The sequence below is a fragment of the Serinicoccus marinus DSM 15273 genome (assembly GCF_008386315.1).
In the GTDB taxonomy this organism is placed as follows: domain Bacteria; phylum Actinomycetota; class Actinomycetes; order Actinomycetales; family Dermatophilaceae; genus Ornithinicoccus; species Ornithinicoccus marinus.
The window spans coordinates 1,048,616-1,063,939 of the sequence record NZ_CP043808.1 but is presented as its reverse complement, the minus strand read 5'-3'; the positions used below and the strand labels follow the sequence as shown (position 1 = coordinate 1,063,939).

Below are 15,324 nucleotides of genomic sequence, written 5' to 3'. Positions count from 1 at the left end.
ATGGAGCGCCCGTCACCCTGCGCGGAGGGCACCTCGTTGACCTGCGACGGAGACTGTCATGCCGAACCACGACGCCACCACCACCGTTCGCAGGCCGGAGCGCGGCACTCGCGAGGGCACCACGGACCCGTGGCTCGGGAACATTTACCTCATCTTTGCCCAAGAATTCTTGACCCGGGGGTTGCCTCGGATCAGGATGAAAGTTCCGCCCGGCACATTCCTGGCTACATATGATCTTCCTTCGGGCGGCCATCCCCCAAGGAGCGCAATGTCGCGTAGAACCCTCGCCACCACCTTGTCAGCAGCACTGGTGCTCGCCGGCTCCGTCACGGCCGCCGCGGCGCCCGGTGACGCCGACCCGCCCACCGCCTCCGTCGACGCCGAGCTGGCGGCGGAGGAGACGGCGCTGGTCCGTCTCCAGCTGCCGAACCGTCAGATGCTCGAGCAGCTCGTCGCTGACGGTGCTGACCTCGCCGGCGTGCCCGCCTCCGCTCCCGACGTCCGCGGCGAGCGGGTGCTGGCCGACGTCGTCCTCACCGGCGCAGAGCTGACCGCGCTGCAGGCAGAGGGCGCCACCCTCCTCCAGGTGATCCAGCGCGAGAAGGAGGGCACCGCGAACTTCGAGGCCAGCCGGGCGCAGGCCGAGCGCCGGCACCAGGAGGGGATGACGATGCAGGCGACCGACGAGGGCCGCATGCTCGCGGACGTCCTGGTCGTCGACCACGCCTACTGGTGGGAGTCCGGGGGCCAGACGTTCCTGCAGGTGCAGGTGTCGACCTCCGCCACCGACAACCCGGACGTGCAGATCGAGGTCGAGTGGGAGACCGGGGACGGTGAGAGCGGCACCTTCCAGCTGTTCCGGTACGTCGACGCCGGCCAGTACATGTTCCACTACCACCAACCGGAGCCGCTGCCGTCGGCCCCGGTCAGCCTGACGGTCACCTCGTCGGAGGGCGGCACCGCGACCGCCGAGCCCGCCCCCTGGCCCGGTGCCGACGTGCCGGAGCTGCCCGAGGGCTATCAGCAGGACTTCATCGACCAGTACATGACGCCGAGCGAGATCGACGAGCGCATCGATCGGCTCGTTGCGCAGTATCCGGACCTGGTCGACGTCGTCGAGCTGCCGAACGAGTCGCTCGGCTACCGCCGCCCGGCCATGGCGTTGGTCGGCGACCCCGCCACCGCCGCGCTGGCCGTGGAGTCGGTCGCCTACGGCACCGACGGGATGAACGGCACCGAGGTCGTCGTCGCCGACCCGGGTGAGCCCAGCCAGGGGCTCACCGGCGTCTACGAGGACGGCACGCTGACCCTCTCCCTGGCCACCGACGCCGAGGGCGCGGTCACCAGCACCGTCGACGAGGTGGCCGCATACATCAACGAGACGTTCGAGGAGACCTTCCGCGCCAACGCGGTGACCGACGGCGCGGCGACGATGACCGTCGTGGAGTCCGTCACCTTGGACGACGGGCTGGACGCCTCGCACCTGAACCCCGAGGGCCGGACGGTGCGGATGATGCGCATCGGTGAGCACCGCGACGGGTCTCGCCCGGGCGTCCTGGCCTACAGCCAGGAGCACGCCCGCGAGTGGGTCACCCCGCTGGCGACGATGGAGTTCGCCGAGCGGATGCTGGCTAATGCCGCCACCGACGAGGAGACGGCCGAGCTGCTCGAGGAGGTGGAGATCTTCCTGGTGCCCGTGGTCAACCCGGACGGGGCGAACTACTCCTTCTACGACTACAACTTCCAGCGCAAGAACCTCAGCAACCACTGCGAGGGTGCCGCCCGCGACCCGCGGCGTCAGGACCGGTGGGGTGTCGACCTCAACCGCAACTTCACGGTCGGCTCCGTCCACGACGGGTATGTCGGCGGCTCGCTGAACTGCCTCTCGGGCACCTACGCAGGCCCCGAGGAGCTGTCCGAGCCCGAGACGCTGAACACCGCCTGGATCGGGGAGAACTACGAGAACATCACCCACTCGATGAACGTGCACAGCTACGGCGGCTACTTCATGTGGAGCCCGGGCGCCTACAAGGTGCCCGGCCGCGAGCCGCTGCCGTTCCCCCCGGCGGAGGACCTGCAGGAGTTCTTCGACGCCTCCCAGCGGATCATCGAGGCGATCAGCCAGCACCGTGGCACCGTGACCTGGCCGGCCAACACCGGCCCGGTCATCGACGTCCTGTACAGCGCCGGCGGCAACTCTGCCGACCACATGTACTACGAGCACGACATCGTGGCCTACAACTTCGAGGTCGGCAACGACCTGTGGAACCCGGAGCTGGAGCGCTGGGAGGGCGTCGGCTTCCAGCCGCCGTTCGAGGAGGCTCACCCCGAGTCGCAGGAGTATGCAGCCGGGCTGGTCGAGCTCGTCCGTATCGCCGCAGACGACGCCCGCGAGGACAGGGAGGACGTCACCCGGCTCTCGGGCGAGACCCGCTACGAGACGGCGGTGGCCATCGGCCAGGAGTCCTACCCGGACAGCACCACCGCGGTGCTGGTCGGCGGCCCGGACGCCAGCATGGTCGACGGCCTGGTCGCTGCACCGCTCGGGGCCGCTCTCGAGGCTCCGGTCCTGCTGACCGACACCGACGGGCTCTCCGTCGCCACGGCGCAGGACCTCACCGACCGCGGTGTCACCGAGGTCGTCGTCGTCGGCGGTGACGGTGCCGTCGGCGAGGAGGTCGTCGAGGCGGTCGAGGCCATGGACATCGAGGTCGAGCGGGTCTCAGGTACGGACCGGTACGGCACCGCCGTCGCGGTCGCCGAGCAGCTGGGCGCCGACACCGACGAGGTCATCGTGGCCTCGGGCCGCCAGGACAACCTGGTCGACGCCCTCGCGGTGTCCGGCCCGGCTGCCGCCACCGGCACCCCGGTGCTGCTGGTCCGGCAGGACGGCGTGCCCGGCGTCACCGCGGGCGCCCTCGAGGACTACGACTCCTCGCTGGTCGTCGGTGGGGACGGGGCGGTCAACGAGGAGGTCCTCGACGAGCTGCCCGACCCGCTGCGGGTCTCCGGCCCCGGCCGGTGGGAGACCGCCGTCGCGGTCGCCGACCACTTCGTCGCCGAGGGGATGGACAGCAGCTCGGTGTCCATCGCCTCCGGCATCCAGGCCAACATGGTGGACGCCCTGCCGGGCGGCACCCTGGGTCAGCTGATCCTGCTCAGCGAGACGGACGCGCTGCCCGGAGCGACCACGACCTGGCTCGTGGGCAACGAGGAGACCGAGCACGCCTACGTGCTCGGTGGCGACGGCGCCCTCTCCGCCACGGTCGTCGAGACGCTCGAGAGCATCCTCGGGGGCCGCTGACCGTCGTCCGACGGAGAGACACGTGCAGGGCCGGGGAGTTCCTCCCCGGCCCTGCGCCGTGCCTGCGCTGTGCCTGCACCGTGCGGGCCGTCGACCTCAACCTCGGACGACGTCCAGCGCTCCCTCCAGGTCCTCGGGGTAGGGCGACTCGAACTCGACCTGCTCCCCGCTGCCCGGGTGCAGGAAGCCGAGCTTCACCGCGTGCAGCCACTGCCGCTCCAGCCCGAGGTCGCGCGCCAGCGTGGGGTCGGCGCCGTAGGTGAGGTCGCCGCAGCAGGGGTGGCGCAGCGCGGAGAAGTGCACCCGGATCTGGTGCGTGCGTCCCGTCTCCAGGTGGATCTGCAGCAGGCTCGCCCGCCGGTGCGCCTCGAGCAGCTCGTAGTGGGTGATGCTCGGCCGCCCGCTCGTCATGACGGCGAAGCGGTAGTCGTGGCCGGGGTGCCGCCCGATGGGCGCGTCGATCGTCCCCTCGTGCGGGTCGGGGAGCCCCTGCACCAGGGCGTGGTAGGTCTTGTCGACCACCCGGTCGCGGAAGGCCTGCTTGAGCACGGTGTATGCCCGTTCGGACTTGGCCACGACCATGAGCCCGCTCGTCCCCACGTCCAGGCGCTGCACGATGCCCTGCCGCTCCGGTGCGCCGGAGGTCGAGATCCGGTAGCCCGCAGCGGCCAGGCCGCCAACGACCGTCGGGCCGGTCCAGCCCACGCTGGGGTGGGCCGCGACGAAGGCCGGCTTGTCGACGACGACGATGTCGCTGTCGTCGTGGACGATCCGCATGCCCTCGACCGGCTCGGCCACGACCTCGAGCCCGGCGGGTGGGCCGGGCGCGGGCAGCTCCACCTCGAGGAAGGAGCCGGCGGTGAGCCGGTCGGACTTGCCGACGACCCGCCCGTCGACCTGCACGAGGCCCTGGCCGGCCAGCGTGGCGGCCTTGGAGCGGGACAGCCCGAGCAGGCGCGGCAGCGCCGCGTCGACGCGCTCGCCCTCCAGGCCGTCGGGGACGGTGAAGACCCGCGACTCGCTCACCGGGCGCTCTCGTCCTCGTGCTGGGAGGCAGCCGCGTCGGCGCCGGCCCCGTCGTCCTCGCGGCTGCCGTGGCCCTCGCGCGTGCCGTCCGGGTGGAAACCGCGCAGGGAGAGCAGCACGATGAGGCACGCCGCGGTGGTGACCCCCATGTCCGCGACGTTGAAGACCGGGAAGTTGGGCAGCGCCAGGAAGTCGACCACGTGCCCCAGCCCGACCGAGGGCGGGCGGAAGTAGCGGTCGATGAGGTTGCCGACGGCGCCACCGAGCAGGAGCCCGAGCGTGAGCGCCCAGCCCAGGCTGCGGGTCCGGAAGGCCTGGACGACGATGCCGACCGACACCAGGGTGGCGATGGTGGTCACGACCCCGGTCCAGCTCGTGCCCAGCGAGAAGGCCGCACCCGAGTTGTAGGTCAGGTGCAGCTGGAGCAGCTCGCCGACCAGCGGCACCGACTCGCCCCGGGTGAGGCTCGCCTCGGCCCAGAACTTGGTCGCCTGGTCCAGACCGGCCCACAGCAGCGCGACGAGCAGCACCACCTGGGGTCGTCGGGGTGGACGTGAGGCTAGCGGCGTTCCTGCTTCTGCTTGCATGACATGCATAGCGTCGCACGCGGGAAGGCCTGCAGCCGCATCTTGCCGATGGGCGTCCCGCAGGACTCGCAGTCGCCGTAGCTGCCGTCCGCGATGCGGTCCAGCGCGTGCGTGTTCTGGTCGATCAGGTCACGCGCGTTGTTGGTGACCGAGAGCTCGTGCTCCCGCTCCCAGGTCGCCGACCCGGCGTCGGCCTGGTCGTCACCGGCGCCGTCACCGTAGGCCCGGCCGCGTTCGAAGAGCTCCTGCTCGGCCTCCTCGACCTCGGCGCGCAGGCGCGCTATCTCGCCCTCCAGCTCCTCGCGCAGCTCCTCCACCTCGGCGGCGCTCCACGGGCTCTCGCCCTCGCGCACGCTCAGGGCGCGGTGCTCACCCTTGCCCCGCCCCGGGCGCGTCGCGGTCCCGGAGCCCCCCTTCTTCGCGGTCGTGGCCACGCCTCGCCCTTCGTTCGCAGCTGGCCCGTCCTGGGGACGAGCGATGGTGGCGGCAGAATAGATCAGCGCCCAGACGTTGACAACGCAGGGCGACACCCCCCTCCCCCGGGTATGCCGCAGCGCCCCGGCGAGGATGTCGGCCGGGGCGCTGCGGCGAGTTCTCGGGGTCGTGCTCAGGAGGAGGTGGGCCCGGTGGCGTCCACCCGCTCCATCTGGTCGGCGAGGAAGGTGCGCAGCCGCTGGCGCAGGTCGCGCTCCTGACCCTGCAGGTTGCTGATGGTCGAACCGAGAGCGGCCTCCTGGCCCTGCAGGTCCTTGAGCACGCTGTCACGGCGGCCCTCGGCCTCGCTGACCATCTGGTCGCGGCTGGTCTCGCCCTCGCCGACGAGCCGGTCGTGGGTCTCCTGACCGGTGCGCACCAGCTCGTCGTGCTGGCTCTGCCCCTCGCCGACGAGCCGGTCGTGCGTCTCCTGACCGGTGCGGACGAGCTCGTCGTGCTGGGTCTGCCCCTCGCGGACCAGCCGGTCGTGGGTCTCCTGGCCGGTGCGCTGCAGCTCGGCGCTGCGCTCGTCGGCCTCGGCCACGGCGCTTGCCCGGTAGCCGTCGCCCTCCTCGATGAGCCGGGCCTTGGTGCTCTCGCCCTCGGCGACGTGCTGGTCGTGCAGGCGCTGGGCCAGGGAGATGATCGAGCTCGGGTCCTCCCCGTCGCCGGTCCTCTGCTCACCGGAGCCGCCGTCCTGCACAGCCGCCACCGTGTCCATGTCCCTGTCCCGCGAGGCGCGCAGCTCGTCGCGCTCGCGCTCGGCGCTCGCCACCTGCTCCTGCGCCGCCGCGAGACTCTCCTCGGCGGCCGCCCGGGCCTGCCGGCACTCCTCGAGCTGACGACGCAGCGACTCCACGTCCGCGTCGGCCGCCCCCGCGTCGGCCGCGACGGCGTCGGTTCCCTCCGGTGCCCCCGCGTCCTGCTCCGCCTCGCCCTCGGGTCGGCTCTTCACGGAGCGCATCGAGCCTCCGCCGGCGCGCAGTCCCGAGGTCGGTGCGCAGGCCGTCGTTCTCGGTGACGAGCCTCCGCAGCTCGACCACGACCTCGTCGAGGAAGTCGTCGACCTGGGTCTCGTCGTAGCCGCGACGCAGGTGCGTCGCGCTGAAGCTCTTCTTGATGACGTCCTCGGGGGACAGCGCCATGTTTCACCTCACGTGTGCAGGGAACGGCCGCCTCCCCGGCTCGGTGCCGGGCCCGGCGGTGACGTGCTGGTATGCACCTTGTCCAGCGAGCACTCTAACGCACCGTCGGAGCCCGGTCAGGTCCGCGGCGGGCAGCGCAGCGAGGCGGCCGAGGGGACCGAATACACCCTCAGAAGGGCAGCGACAGCGCCAGGCTGCGACCGATGCCGACAGCGATGATGAGCACGAGGAAGCCGAGGTCCAGGGCGACCTGACCGATGCGCAGCGGGGGAATCACCCGCCGCAGCGCACGCAGCGGCGGGTCGGTGAGGGAGTAGACGCCGTTGGCCAGGACCAGGACCGGGCCCTTCGGCCGCCAGTCACGGGCGAAGACCTGGACCCAGTCGAAGACCAGCCGCGCGATGAGGACGAAGAAGTAGAGATTGAGCAGGAGCGCGAGGATCTGGCCGACCATGCGACCAGCCTACGTGAGGACGCTGGGAGGAGCCGCTGGGGCGGCCGCCTGACCGAGCGGGCTCAGCTCTGGTTGAACGGGCCCTGCGCCCCGCGGACCTGCTCGGGCTGGCTGCCCCCGTCGACCTCGACGAAGGACGGGCTGAGCAGGAAGACCTTGCTCGTCACCCGCTCGATCGACCCGTGCAGCCCGAAGGCCAGGCCCGCGGCGAAGTCGACCAGGCGCTTGGCGTCGGCGTCGTCCATGTCGGAGAGGTTCATGATGACCGGGACGCCCCCGCGGAAGGCCTCACCGATGGTCTTGGCCTCGTTGTAGGTGCGCGGGTGGATCGTGGTGATGCGGTTCAACTCGCCGACCTCCGGCTCGCGGACGACCTGGGAGACGGGGGTGCGCGAGGGCAGCGTGGCCACCGTCGCCTCACCGTGGGACTCAGCGGTGTCGCCGTCACGCAGCTGGCGCACGGTCGCCCCGCCGCCGCGCTGCTCCGGCGACTCCTGCTCGTAGGTGTCGTAGTCGTCGAAGCGCTCGTCGGACTCGGCGAGTCCGAGGTACTCCATGGTCTTGCGCAGTGCCCCGGCCATGTGTGCGAGCTCCTAGGTGCGTGACGGGTGTGCGGCCCGTGGTGGATCGGTCGTGACCGACGCTACCGCTGCGGTGGGCGCGAACCGAGGATTGCGCTCCCGACACGCAGGTGTGTCGCACCGGCCGCCACGGCCGCCTCGAGGTCGCCGCTCATGCCCGCCGAGACCCAGGTCGCGTCCGGGTGGGTGTGCCGCAGCTGCTCCCCCAGCCCGTGGAGCCGGTCGAAGGCCCGGCGGACGCCGTCGTCGTCGAGGTCGAGGGGCGCGATCGCCATCACGCCGCGCAGCCGCAGCTGCTCCGACCCGGCGACGGCCTCGGCGAGCTGACCGAGCTCGGCCGGGGCGGCGCCACCACGCCCGGCCTGCTCCCCTCCCCCAGGTCGACCTGCAGCAGCACCTCGAGCGGGCCCGACACGACCTCGTCCTCGACCGCTGCGGCGCGGCCGGCGGCGAGCGCTCGCACCAGGCGCGCCCGGTCGACGGACTGGACGACGTCGGTATACCGCGCGACCCGCTTCGTCTTGTTGGTCTGGAGCTGGCCGACGAAGTGGACCCGGATCCTCGAGCGCACGTCCGACGGCATGGCGCCGATCTTGTCCCCGGCCTCCTGGTCCCGGCTCTCGCCGACGTCGGTGACCCCCATGCCGGCGAGCAGCTCGACGTCAGCGGCGGGGAAGAACTTCGTCACCGCCACCAGCGTCAGGTCCTCGGGCCGGCGCCCGCTCACCGCGCACGCCGCCTCGATGCGGTGCCGGACGTCGGCCAGCCGCCCGCTCAGCTCCTGCTCCCGCGTCGCAGTCACGTCAGGCCACCTGCTCCGGGGCGAGGAGCCGGACGACCCCGGCGAACCGGCCGGTCGTGCCGTCGCGGCGGTAGGAGTAGAGGTCGTCGCGCTCGCGGGTGCACCCGGCCAGCCAGCGCAGGCGGACGTCGAGATCGCTGTCGGCGAGCTGCTGCACCACACCGGCGGCGACGTCGATGGCGGGGGTGCCGCTCCCCGAGACACTGGCGGCGGTCGGTGTCAGTGCTGCCGCCTCGTCCCGCAGTGCGGCCGGCACCTCGTAGCAGCGGGGGCAGACCGAGGGCCCCACGACAGCATCCAGCCGACGAGCCCCGAGGTCGCGCAGGGCGTCCAGTGCCGCCGGGACGACCCCCGCGAGCAGCCCGGGGCGCCCGGCGTGCACGACAGCCGCGAGCCCTTCGGTGCGGTCCACCAGCAGCAGCGGGACGCAGTCGGCGACGAGGACCACCAGCGCCTCGTCGCTGCTGCCGGTCACCAGCGCGTCGACGGCCGGCACGGCAGGGCCGTCGGCGCCCGACGTCGACGGCGTCAGGGCGACGGCGCACCCGTGCTGCTGGTCCATGAGCCGCAGATCGGCGACCCGCAGCCCGAGCTCGCGGGCGAGCCGGTGCCGGTTGGTGCTGACGGCGTCCTCCCGGTCGCCCACGTGCGCGCCGAGGTTGAACGAGGACCAGGGGTCGACGCTGGAGCCGCCGTGCCGGTCGGTCACGGCCCACTCCACGCCGTAGCCGTCGCCGGTGGGCTCCAGCCGCTCGCGCCAGGTGAACACGAGGAACTACCGCCTCACTTGAGGAAGTCGGGCACGTCCAGGTCGTCGGAGTCCTCGAAGGTCACCTGCCGGGGCGGCTGCTGGACCGGCCGCTGCTGCTGCCCACCGTCCTGGGCCGGAGCCTGCTCCCGCTCTGCCTGCGGCTGGGCGTCGGCGTCGCGACGCTCGCCCTGCGGGAACTCCGCCGGCTGCGCGGGACGCTGCTGCTGCGGCGCCTGAGCCGGAGCCTGCTGACCCTCGGAGCCGGGGCGCTGCTGCGGCTGCTGCTGCTGGGAGGCGCCCGGACGCTGCTGAGGCTGGCCGCCGCCCTGCTGCCGGCCCGCTCCCCCGGCCTGCACCTGGCCCAGCGCGCGCTCATTGCCCTCGCTGCGACCGGGCACGCCGCCGTCGAAGCCGGCCGCGATGACGGTGACCCGCACCTCGTCGCCGAGGGAGTCGTCGATGACGGCGCCGAAGATGATGTTGGCCTCGGGGTGGGCGGCCTCCTGCACCAGGCGGGCCGCCTCGTTGATCTCGAAGAGCCCGAGGTCCGAGCCGCCCTGCACCGAGAGCAGCACGCCGTGCGCGCCCTCGATGCTGGCCTCCAGCAGCGGCGAGGAGATCGCCAGCTCGGCCGCCTGCACGGCCCGGTCCTCCCCGCGTGCCGAGCCGATGCCCATGAGCGCCGACCCCGCACCCTGCATCACCGACTTGACGTCGGCGAAGTCGAGGTTGATCAGGCCCGGGGTGGTGATGAGGTCGGTGATGCCCTGCACACCGGAGAGCAGCACCTGGTCCGCGCTGCGGAAGGCGTCGAGCATCGACACGGTCCGGTCGGAGATCGACAGCAGCCGGTCGTTGGGGATGACGATGAGGGTGTCCACCTCGTCGCGCAGCGTGGCGATCCCGGACTCGGCCTGGTTGGCTCGCCGGCGGCCCTCGAAGGTGAACGGACGGGTGACCACACCGATGGTCAGCGCCCCCAGCGTCTTCGCGATCTTGGCCACGACCGGCGCACCGCCGGTGCCGGTCCCGCCGCCCTCGCCGGCGGTGACGAAGACCATGTCGGCACCGCGCAGCGCCTCCTCGATCTCCTCGGTGTGGTCCTCCGCCGCCCGACGACCCACCTCGGGGTCCGCGCCGGCCCCCAGGCCGCGGGTCAGCTCGCGCCCGACGTCGAGCTTGACGTCGGCATCACTCATGAGCAGGGCCTGCGCGTCGGTGTTGATGGCGATGAACTCGACACCCTTGAGGCCGACCTCGATCATGCGGTTGATGGCGTTGACGCCACCCCCGCCGATGCCGACGACCTTGATGACGGCCAGGTAGTTCTGCGCTGCGGACACGATGGACCTTTCGGGTGCGGGTGCGGGGTGCGGTGCATGGATGCGGTGCGTGTGCGCGAGCATACGCTCGCTCACCACCAGCCAGCGCGAGACTGAACCTCGACCTCAAGTCGAAGGTCGAGGGTGGGCTCAGCTCGTGGCCTCGGGCAATCCGGACACCACCGGCGTGCCGGGGATCCGCACGTCGATCGTCATCGCCAGCGCCCCTTGCGGATCGATGGTCTCCTGCCGCAGCAGCGCGGTGACGACGCTCCACTTCGTCTCGTTGTCGGTCGGCTCCCCCCACAGCAGGGTGACCTGCCCCAGGTCCATCTCGACCGAGCCGTCCCGCCCCACCGCGGGGGCACCGAGATCACCCTTTAGCGTGTCGGGGTCCGGCCGCAGCCGCCACAGCTCGGCCAGACCGGTCACCGTCGCGGCGTCCAGCTCGGTGGGGTCCGAGCGCAGCCTGATCAGCGGCAGCTTGTTGCTGGGGTCGTCCACCTGCTCGTAGACCACCCCGGTGTCGTCGGCGAGCCACGTCGACCCGCCTCCGCGGAGCGCGACCGCCGGGTCCCGCTCGGTGACCACCAGCGTCACCGAGGACGGCCAGTCACGCTCCACCTCGACCGACTCGACCCGCGGGTCCTCCAGCACCCGATCGCTCACCCGGCCCTCCGACACCCGCGCCAGGGGGCGACCTTGCGGGATCTGGGCATGCTCGAGTGCGCTCGCCGCCACCTCCTCACGGGCACCTGTGGCCTGCAGGTCCTTGACGACGAAGGCGGCGGAGAAATAGAAGAGGAAGACCATGGCGGCGGCCGCGGCGAACACGACGGCGCTCCAGACGAGCAGGGCCCGCCTCCCGATCCGCGGCGGACGGGCGGGGCGACGACCGCCCGCCGAGCCCCGCCCCCGACGCCCGCGCCACGGCAGTCCCGCCCTCACGTCCGGGCCTCCTGTCCCGAGCCGTCGCCCAGCAGGTCCAGCAGCTGACGTCCCACCCGAGTCACGTCACCCGCCCCCACCGTGACGACGAGCGTCTCCCGCCCGTCGGCGAGCAACGCGGCGAGCGCGGCCGCCGCGGTGTCGACAGAACCGACGGTCTCCACCCGCGGGGCGCCGGGGCCGAGCGCGAGCAGTCCCTGCCGCAGCAGCTCGGAGCCGACACCGGGGAAGTCCTCCTGGCGCTCCCGGGCGGGGTAGACCGGGAGCAGCAGCACGACGTCGGCGCCGGCGAGGCCCGCCACGAAGCCGTCGACGAAGTCGCGGGTGCGGGAGAACAGGTGCGGCTGGAAGGCCACGACGAGGCGACGCTCCCCCGCCGCGCTGCGACCGGCGCGCACCACGGCGCCGACCTTGGGCGCGTTGTGTGCGTAGTCGTCGACGACCTCGACGTCGCCGTGGGCGCCCAGCCGCTCGAAGCGACGGTGCGCCCCGGCGAAGCTCTCCAGCCCGGCGACCGCGGGCTCGAGCGCAAGGCCGAAGCCGGCGATCGCGACGAGCAGCGCCGCGGTGGCGTTGTGCACGCTGTGCTCACCGGGCACCGGCAGCCGCAGCCGCACGGTGGCCCCCGGCTCGACCGCGCCGACACCGGAGCGGAAGGTGAGGCGACCGGTCGAGGTCGTCCCGTGGGTGCTCACCTCGTCCACCTGCACGTCCGCGCCACCCGCCCCCCAGGTGAGGACGCGGGTGCCTGCGTCGCGCGCGTCGCGCGCCAGCCGGGCGGCGCCGGGGTCGTCGAGGGAGGTGATGAGCAGCCCGTCGTCGGGGAGGGTCGCCACGAAGTCGCGGTAGGCCGCCTCCACCGCGGCGGCGTCGCCGTAGAAGTCGAGGTGGTCGGGCTGGACGTTGGTGACCACCGCGACCTGAGGCCGGTAGGTGAGGAAGCTGCCGTCGCTCTCGTCCGCCTCCACGACGAGCGGGGCCCGGGGGCCACCGAGCGCTGCGCTGACGCCGCTGCTGGCCAGCGGCGCGCCGATGACATACCCGGGCTCCGCCCCGGCGGCCTGCAGCGCTGCCACCGTCATGGCGCTCGTCGTGGTCTTGCCGTTGGCCCCCGCGACCGCGACCGCCGGACGCCCGTGCAGCAGCGCGGCGATGCCCTGGGACCGGTGCAGCACCCGCAGACCGGCCGCGCGGGCGGCTGCCAGCTCGGGGTTGTCCTCCCGGACCGCGCCGGAGACCACGACGGTGCTGGCGCCGCCGAGGTGGGCGGCGTCGTGCCCGACGTGGACCCGGGCACCGGCCTGCTCCAGGGCGCGCAGCGTGGCGCTGTCCTGCTGGTCCGACCCGGACACCGGGACCCCGTGGTCGAGGAACATCCGGGCCACCCCGGACACCCCGGACCCGCCCGCCGCGACGAAGTGCACGGGGCCGAGCTCGTCCACCGGCGGCACCGGGACGGTGAAGTCGAACCGGGGGGCGCTCATGCCGGGTGTCCCGCCGCGCGCAAGACCATGTCGACCAGCCGGTCGGCCGCGTCACGGTCGCCGTGCTCGGCCGCGGCGGCCGCCATCCGCGCCACCCGCTCCCCGTCCTGGACGAGCGGCAGCACGACGTCGCGCACCCATGTCGGGGTGACGGCGGCGTCCTCGGTCAGCAGACCGCCGCCGGCCTCGACGACGCCGCGGGCGTTGAGCCGCTGCTCCCCGTTGCCGATGGGCAGCGGCACGTAGACCGCGGGCAGACCGACCGCGGCCAGCTCGCAGACCGTCCCGGCGCCGGAGCGTCCGACCGCGAGGTCGGCGACGGCATACGCGAGGTCCATCCGGTCGGTGTAGGGCCGGGCGACGTAGCGGGCACCCGTGCGGTCGTCGGGGGCGGGCACGTCGACGTCCTTGCCCGCCCCGGTGAGGTGAAGCACCTGGACGCCCGCGGCGAGCAGGTCGGCACCGGCGGTCGCGAAGGCACCGTTGAGGCGCTGCGCCCCGAGCGACCCGCCGAAGACGAGCAGGGTGGGACGCCGGTCCTCGAGCCCGAACTCGGCGAGCCCCTCGGCCCGGGAGGCGGCGCGGTCCAGCGTGCGGATCTCCTCGCGCAGCGGCAGGCCCACCGGTGTGGCGTGCGGGAGCCGGGTCAGGTCGAAGGTCGTGGCGACGTGCGGGGTGAAGCGCGCGCCCAGGCGGTTGGCCAACCCGGGGCGGGCGTTCTGCTCGTGGATGACGATGGGTATGCCGGCGCGCCGTGCGGCGAGGTAGGCCGGGGTGGCGACGTAGCCGCCGAAGCCGACGACGACCTGCGCCTTCACCGATCGCATGGCGTCCCGAGCGGCGGCGACCGCCCGGCGCAGAGCGCCCGGGAAGCGCGCGACCGTCGCGTCGGGGCGACGGGGGAAGGGCACCTTGGGCACGACGGTGAGCGGGTAGCCGCGCTCGGGGACGAGCCGGGCCTCCAGCCCCTCGGCGGTGCCCAGCACGAGCAGCTCGCTGTCCGGGACCCGGCGCCGCAGCGCGTCAGCGGTGGCGAGCAGCGGGTTGACGTGGCCTGCCGACCCACCCCCGGCGAGCACGACACCGAGCCGCCCTCCGGGCCGATCACCGTGCTGTCCTCCGTGGCTTCTTCCGGGCCCAGGTGCGGCGCCCTCCGGTCGGCCGGTCACCGCCGTCCGCCCGGTGGCCGGCGGCCCCGGGTCGGCCGCGACGTCCGCCGCCGGCCGCCGGCGCCTGGCGCCGCCCGGCCCGGGACGGCGGCCAGGTGTGCGCCGCAGCGTCCCCGTGCGCCCGCGCAGCGCCGCGTCGGCGCCCGGCAGCGACCGGGCGAGCGCAAGGAGCAGGCCGACACCGATGAGCGCGGCGATGAGGGCCGACCCGCCGCTGGAGACCAGCGGCAGCGGCACGCCGATGATGGGCAGCATCCCGATCACCGACCCGATGTTGAGCACCGCCTGACCCATGAACCACACGAGCAGGCCGCCGGCAGCCAGCCGGGTGAAGCCGTCCTCGGCCTGGGTGACCACCCGGAAGCAGGAGTACGCCAGCACGGCGAAGAGCCCCAGCACCGCCAGGCTGCCCGGCAGGCCGAGCTCCTCGCCGATGATCGCGAGGATGAAGTCGTTGTGCGGCTCGGGCAGCAGTCCCCACTTCTCCCGGGACTCCCCCAGCCCGAGCCCCCACCAACCACCGTCGGCGAGCGCATACTCTGCGTGGACCTTCTGGAAACACCCCTCGACCTGCGGGTTGTCGCAGATGCCGCCGATCCACGCCTCGATGCGCTGCATCCGGTTGGCGCTGCCGCGGCGAGGATGGCCACGCCGATCCCGCCGACGGTGCCCAGCCCGACGAACCAGCGGGCGGGCAGCCCCGCCGCCCACAGCAGCCCGGCCATGACCGCCAGCAGGATGAGCCCGGTGCCGAGGTCGCGACCCTGCAGGACCAGGCCCAGCAGGAGCAGGCCGAAGGGGAAGATGAGCGGCACGGCCGCGTGGACCGGCTTGTGGATGACCCGACGCTTGGCCGCCAGCACCACCGCCCCGAAGACGATGAGCGCGACCTTGCCGAACTCCGCGGGCTGCAGCGAGAAGCCGGCGACCGACAGCGAGTTGCGGTTGCCCTGGAACTCGATGCCGAGGGGGGTGAAGACGGCCACCTGCAGGGCCAGCGCCAGGAAGATCCCAGGCCACGCCAGCCGCTTCCAGAGCGAGACCGGCAACCGCGAACCGACCACCGCGAGGGCGATGCCCACGGCACCGAAGAGGAGCTGGTCGAGGAAGACGGTGTAGGAGCTGCCGTTGTCGCGGTAGGACCCGACGCTCGAGGCGGACAGCACCATGACCAGCCCGAGCCCGGTGAGCACCGAGGCCGAGACCAGCGCGAGGTAGTAGGGGGCCACCGGGGAGCGCAACCACTCCCCGACCGACTGCACGCTCCAGCCGGCCCT

Annotated in this window: 13 protein-coding genes and 4 pseudogenes; 1 reads left to right on the top strand and 16 read right to left on the bottom strand. The window is 73.1% G+C overall.

The features are described 5' to 3' along the window. The first annotated feature begins 268 nt into the window (after positions 1–268). Positions 269–3,304, top strand: a complete 3,036-nt coding sequence (locus tag FU792_RS05070; RefSeq protein WP_022924822.1) for a M14 family zinc carboxypeptidase — start codon at positions 269–271, stop codon at positions 3,302–3,304. Between the two features lie 96 nt (positions 3,305–3,400). Here FU792_RS05070 and FU792_RS05065 read toward each other — a convergent pair whose 3' ends face one another. From FU792_RS05065 to FU792_RS18385, 16 genes and pseudogenes are all read right to left on the bottom strand, one after another. Next, complete coding sequence (locus tag FU792_RS05065) at positions 3,401–4,330, bottom strand: RluA family pseudouridine synthase (protein WP_022924823.1); 930 nt, start codon at positions 4,328–4,330, stop codon at positions 3,401–3,403. Then, positions 4,327–4,863 carry a signal peptidase II gene (gene lspA / locus FU792_RS05060; protein WP_052327806.1) on the bottom strand — a complete coding sequence of 179 codons (537 nt, stop codon included), beginning with the start codon at positions 4,861–4,863 and terminating at the stop codon, positions 4,327–4,329. Before lspA ends, FU792_RS05065 begins: the two co-directional genes overlap by 4 nt. 26 nt (positions 4,864–4,889) lie before the next feature. Then, positions 4,890–5,351 (bottom strand): TraR/DksA family transcriptional regulator, encoded by a 462-nt coding sequence (locus tag FU792_RS05055; RefSeq protein ID WP_022924825.1) that lies wholly within the window; start codon positions 5,349–5,351, stop codon positions 4,890–4,892. A gap of 173 nt (positions 5,352–5,524) precedes the next feature. Beyond that, entirely contained in the window at positions 5,525–6,346 is an 822-nt protein-coding gene (locus tag FU792_RS05050) for a hypothetical protein (protein ID WP_238706110.1), read from the bottom strand. A 31-nt stretch (positions 6,347–6,377) separates the two neighbouring features. Next, positions 6,378–6,536 (bottom strand): annotated as a pseudogene (locus FU792_RS17720) (DivIVA domain-containing protein); the annotation flags it as partial. A gap of 169 nt (positions 6,537–6,705) precedes the next feature. After that, entirely contained in the window at positions 6,706–6,990 is a 285-nt protein-coding gene (locus tag FU792_RS05040) for a YggT family protein (RefSeq protein WP_022924827.1), read from the bottom strand. A gap of 62 nt (positions 6,991–7,052) precedes the next feature. Next, on the bottom strand, positions 7,053–7,571 hold the full coding sequence (locus FU792_RS05035) for a cell division protein SepF (RefSeq protein WP_022924828.1): 519 nt from the start codon (positions 7,569–7,571) through the stop codon (positions 7,053–7,055). Positions 7,572–7,633: 62 nt separating this feature from the next. After that, positions 7,634–7,870: pseudogene (locus FU792_RS18760) on the bottom strand (alanine racemase); the annotation flags it as partial. Beyond that, on the bottom strand, positions 7,846–8,373 hold the full coding sequence (locus FU792_RS05030) for a type III PLP-dependent enzyme domain-containing protein (RefSeq protein WP_338101161.1): 528 nt from the start codon (positions 8,371–8,373) through the stop codon (positions 7,846–7,848). The gene FU792_RS05030 and the pseudogene FU792_RS18760, both read right to left, overlap by 25 nt. 1 nt (position 8,374) lies before the next feature. Then, entirely contained in the window at positions 8,375–9,142 is a 768-nt protein-coding gene (locus FU792_RS05025) for a purine nucleoside phosphorylase YfiH/LACC1 family protein (RefSeq protein WP_022924830.1), read from the bottom strand. Positions 9,143–9,156: 14 nt separating this feature from the next. After that, positions 9,157–10,467 (bottom strand): cell division protein FtsZ, encoded by a 1,311-nt coding sequence (ftsZ, locus tag FU792_RS05020; RefSeq protein WP_022924831.1) that lies wholly within the window; start codon positions 10,465–10,467, stop codon positions 9,157–9,159. A 129-nt stretch (positions 10,468–10,596) separates the two neighbouring features. Then, positions 10,597–11,394: a cell division protein FtsQ/DivIB gene (locus FU792_RS05015; RefSeq protein ID WP_149814585.1), complete on the bottom strand. Its 798-nt coding sequence runs from the start codon at positions 11,392–11,394 to the stop codon at positions 10,597–10,599. Next, the gene (murC, locus tag FU792_RS05010; protein ID WP_022924833.1) at positions 11,391–12,878 is read right to left on the bottom strand and encodes a UDP-N-acetylmuramate--L-alanine ligase; all 1,488 of its coding nucleotides are present in this window, start codon (positions 12,876–12,878) and stop codon (positions 11,391–11,393) included. The genes FU792_RS05015 and murC overlap by 4 nt, the downstream gene beginning before the upstream one ends. Beyond that, positions 12,875–13,957: an undecaprenyldiphospho-muramoylpentapeptide beta-N-acetylglucosaminyltransferase gene (gene murG / locus FU792_RS05005; RefSeq protein ID WP_028130991.1), complete on the bottom strand. Its 1,083-nt coding sequence runs from the start codon at positions 13,955–13,957 to the stop codon at positions 12,875–12,877. Before murG ends, murC begins: the two co-directional genes overlap by 4 nt. A gap of 300 nt (positions 13,958–14,257) precedes the next feature. Continuing rightward, positions 14,258–14,665, bottom strand: a pseudogene (locus FU792_RS18390) (FtsW/RodA/SpoVE family cell cycle protein); the annotation flags it as partial. Positions 14,666–14,736: 71 nt separating this feature from the next. Further along, positions 14,737–15,216 (bottom strand): annotated as a pseudogene (locus tag FU792_RS18385) (FtsW/RodA/SpoVE family cell cycle protein); the annotation flags it as partial. Between the last annotated feature and the right edge of the window lie 108 nt (positions 15,217–15,324).

Bases quoted from the DNA above. Each gene is read 5' to 3' on its own strand.
- FU792_RS05040 (WP_022924827.1), bottom strand. From the start codon at position 6,990: ATGGTCGGCCAGATCCTCGCGCTCCTGCTCAATCTCTACTTCTTCGTC.
- FU792_RS05070 (WP_022924822.1), top strand. From the start codon at position 269: ATGTCGCGTAGAACCCTCGCCACCACCTTGTCAGCAGCACTGGTGCTC.
- FU792_RS05035 (WP_022924828.1), bottom strand. From the start codon at position 7,571: ATGGCCGGGGCACTGCGCAAGACCATGGAGTACCTCGGACTCGCCGAG.
- murC (WP_022924833.1), bottom strand. From the start codon at position 12,878: ATGAGCGCCCCCCGGTTCGACTTCACCGTCCCGGTGCCGCCGGTGGAC.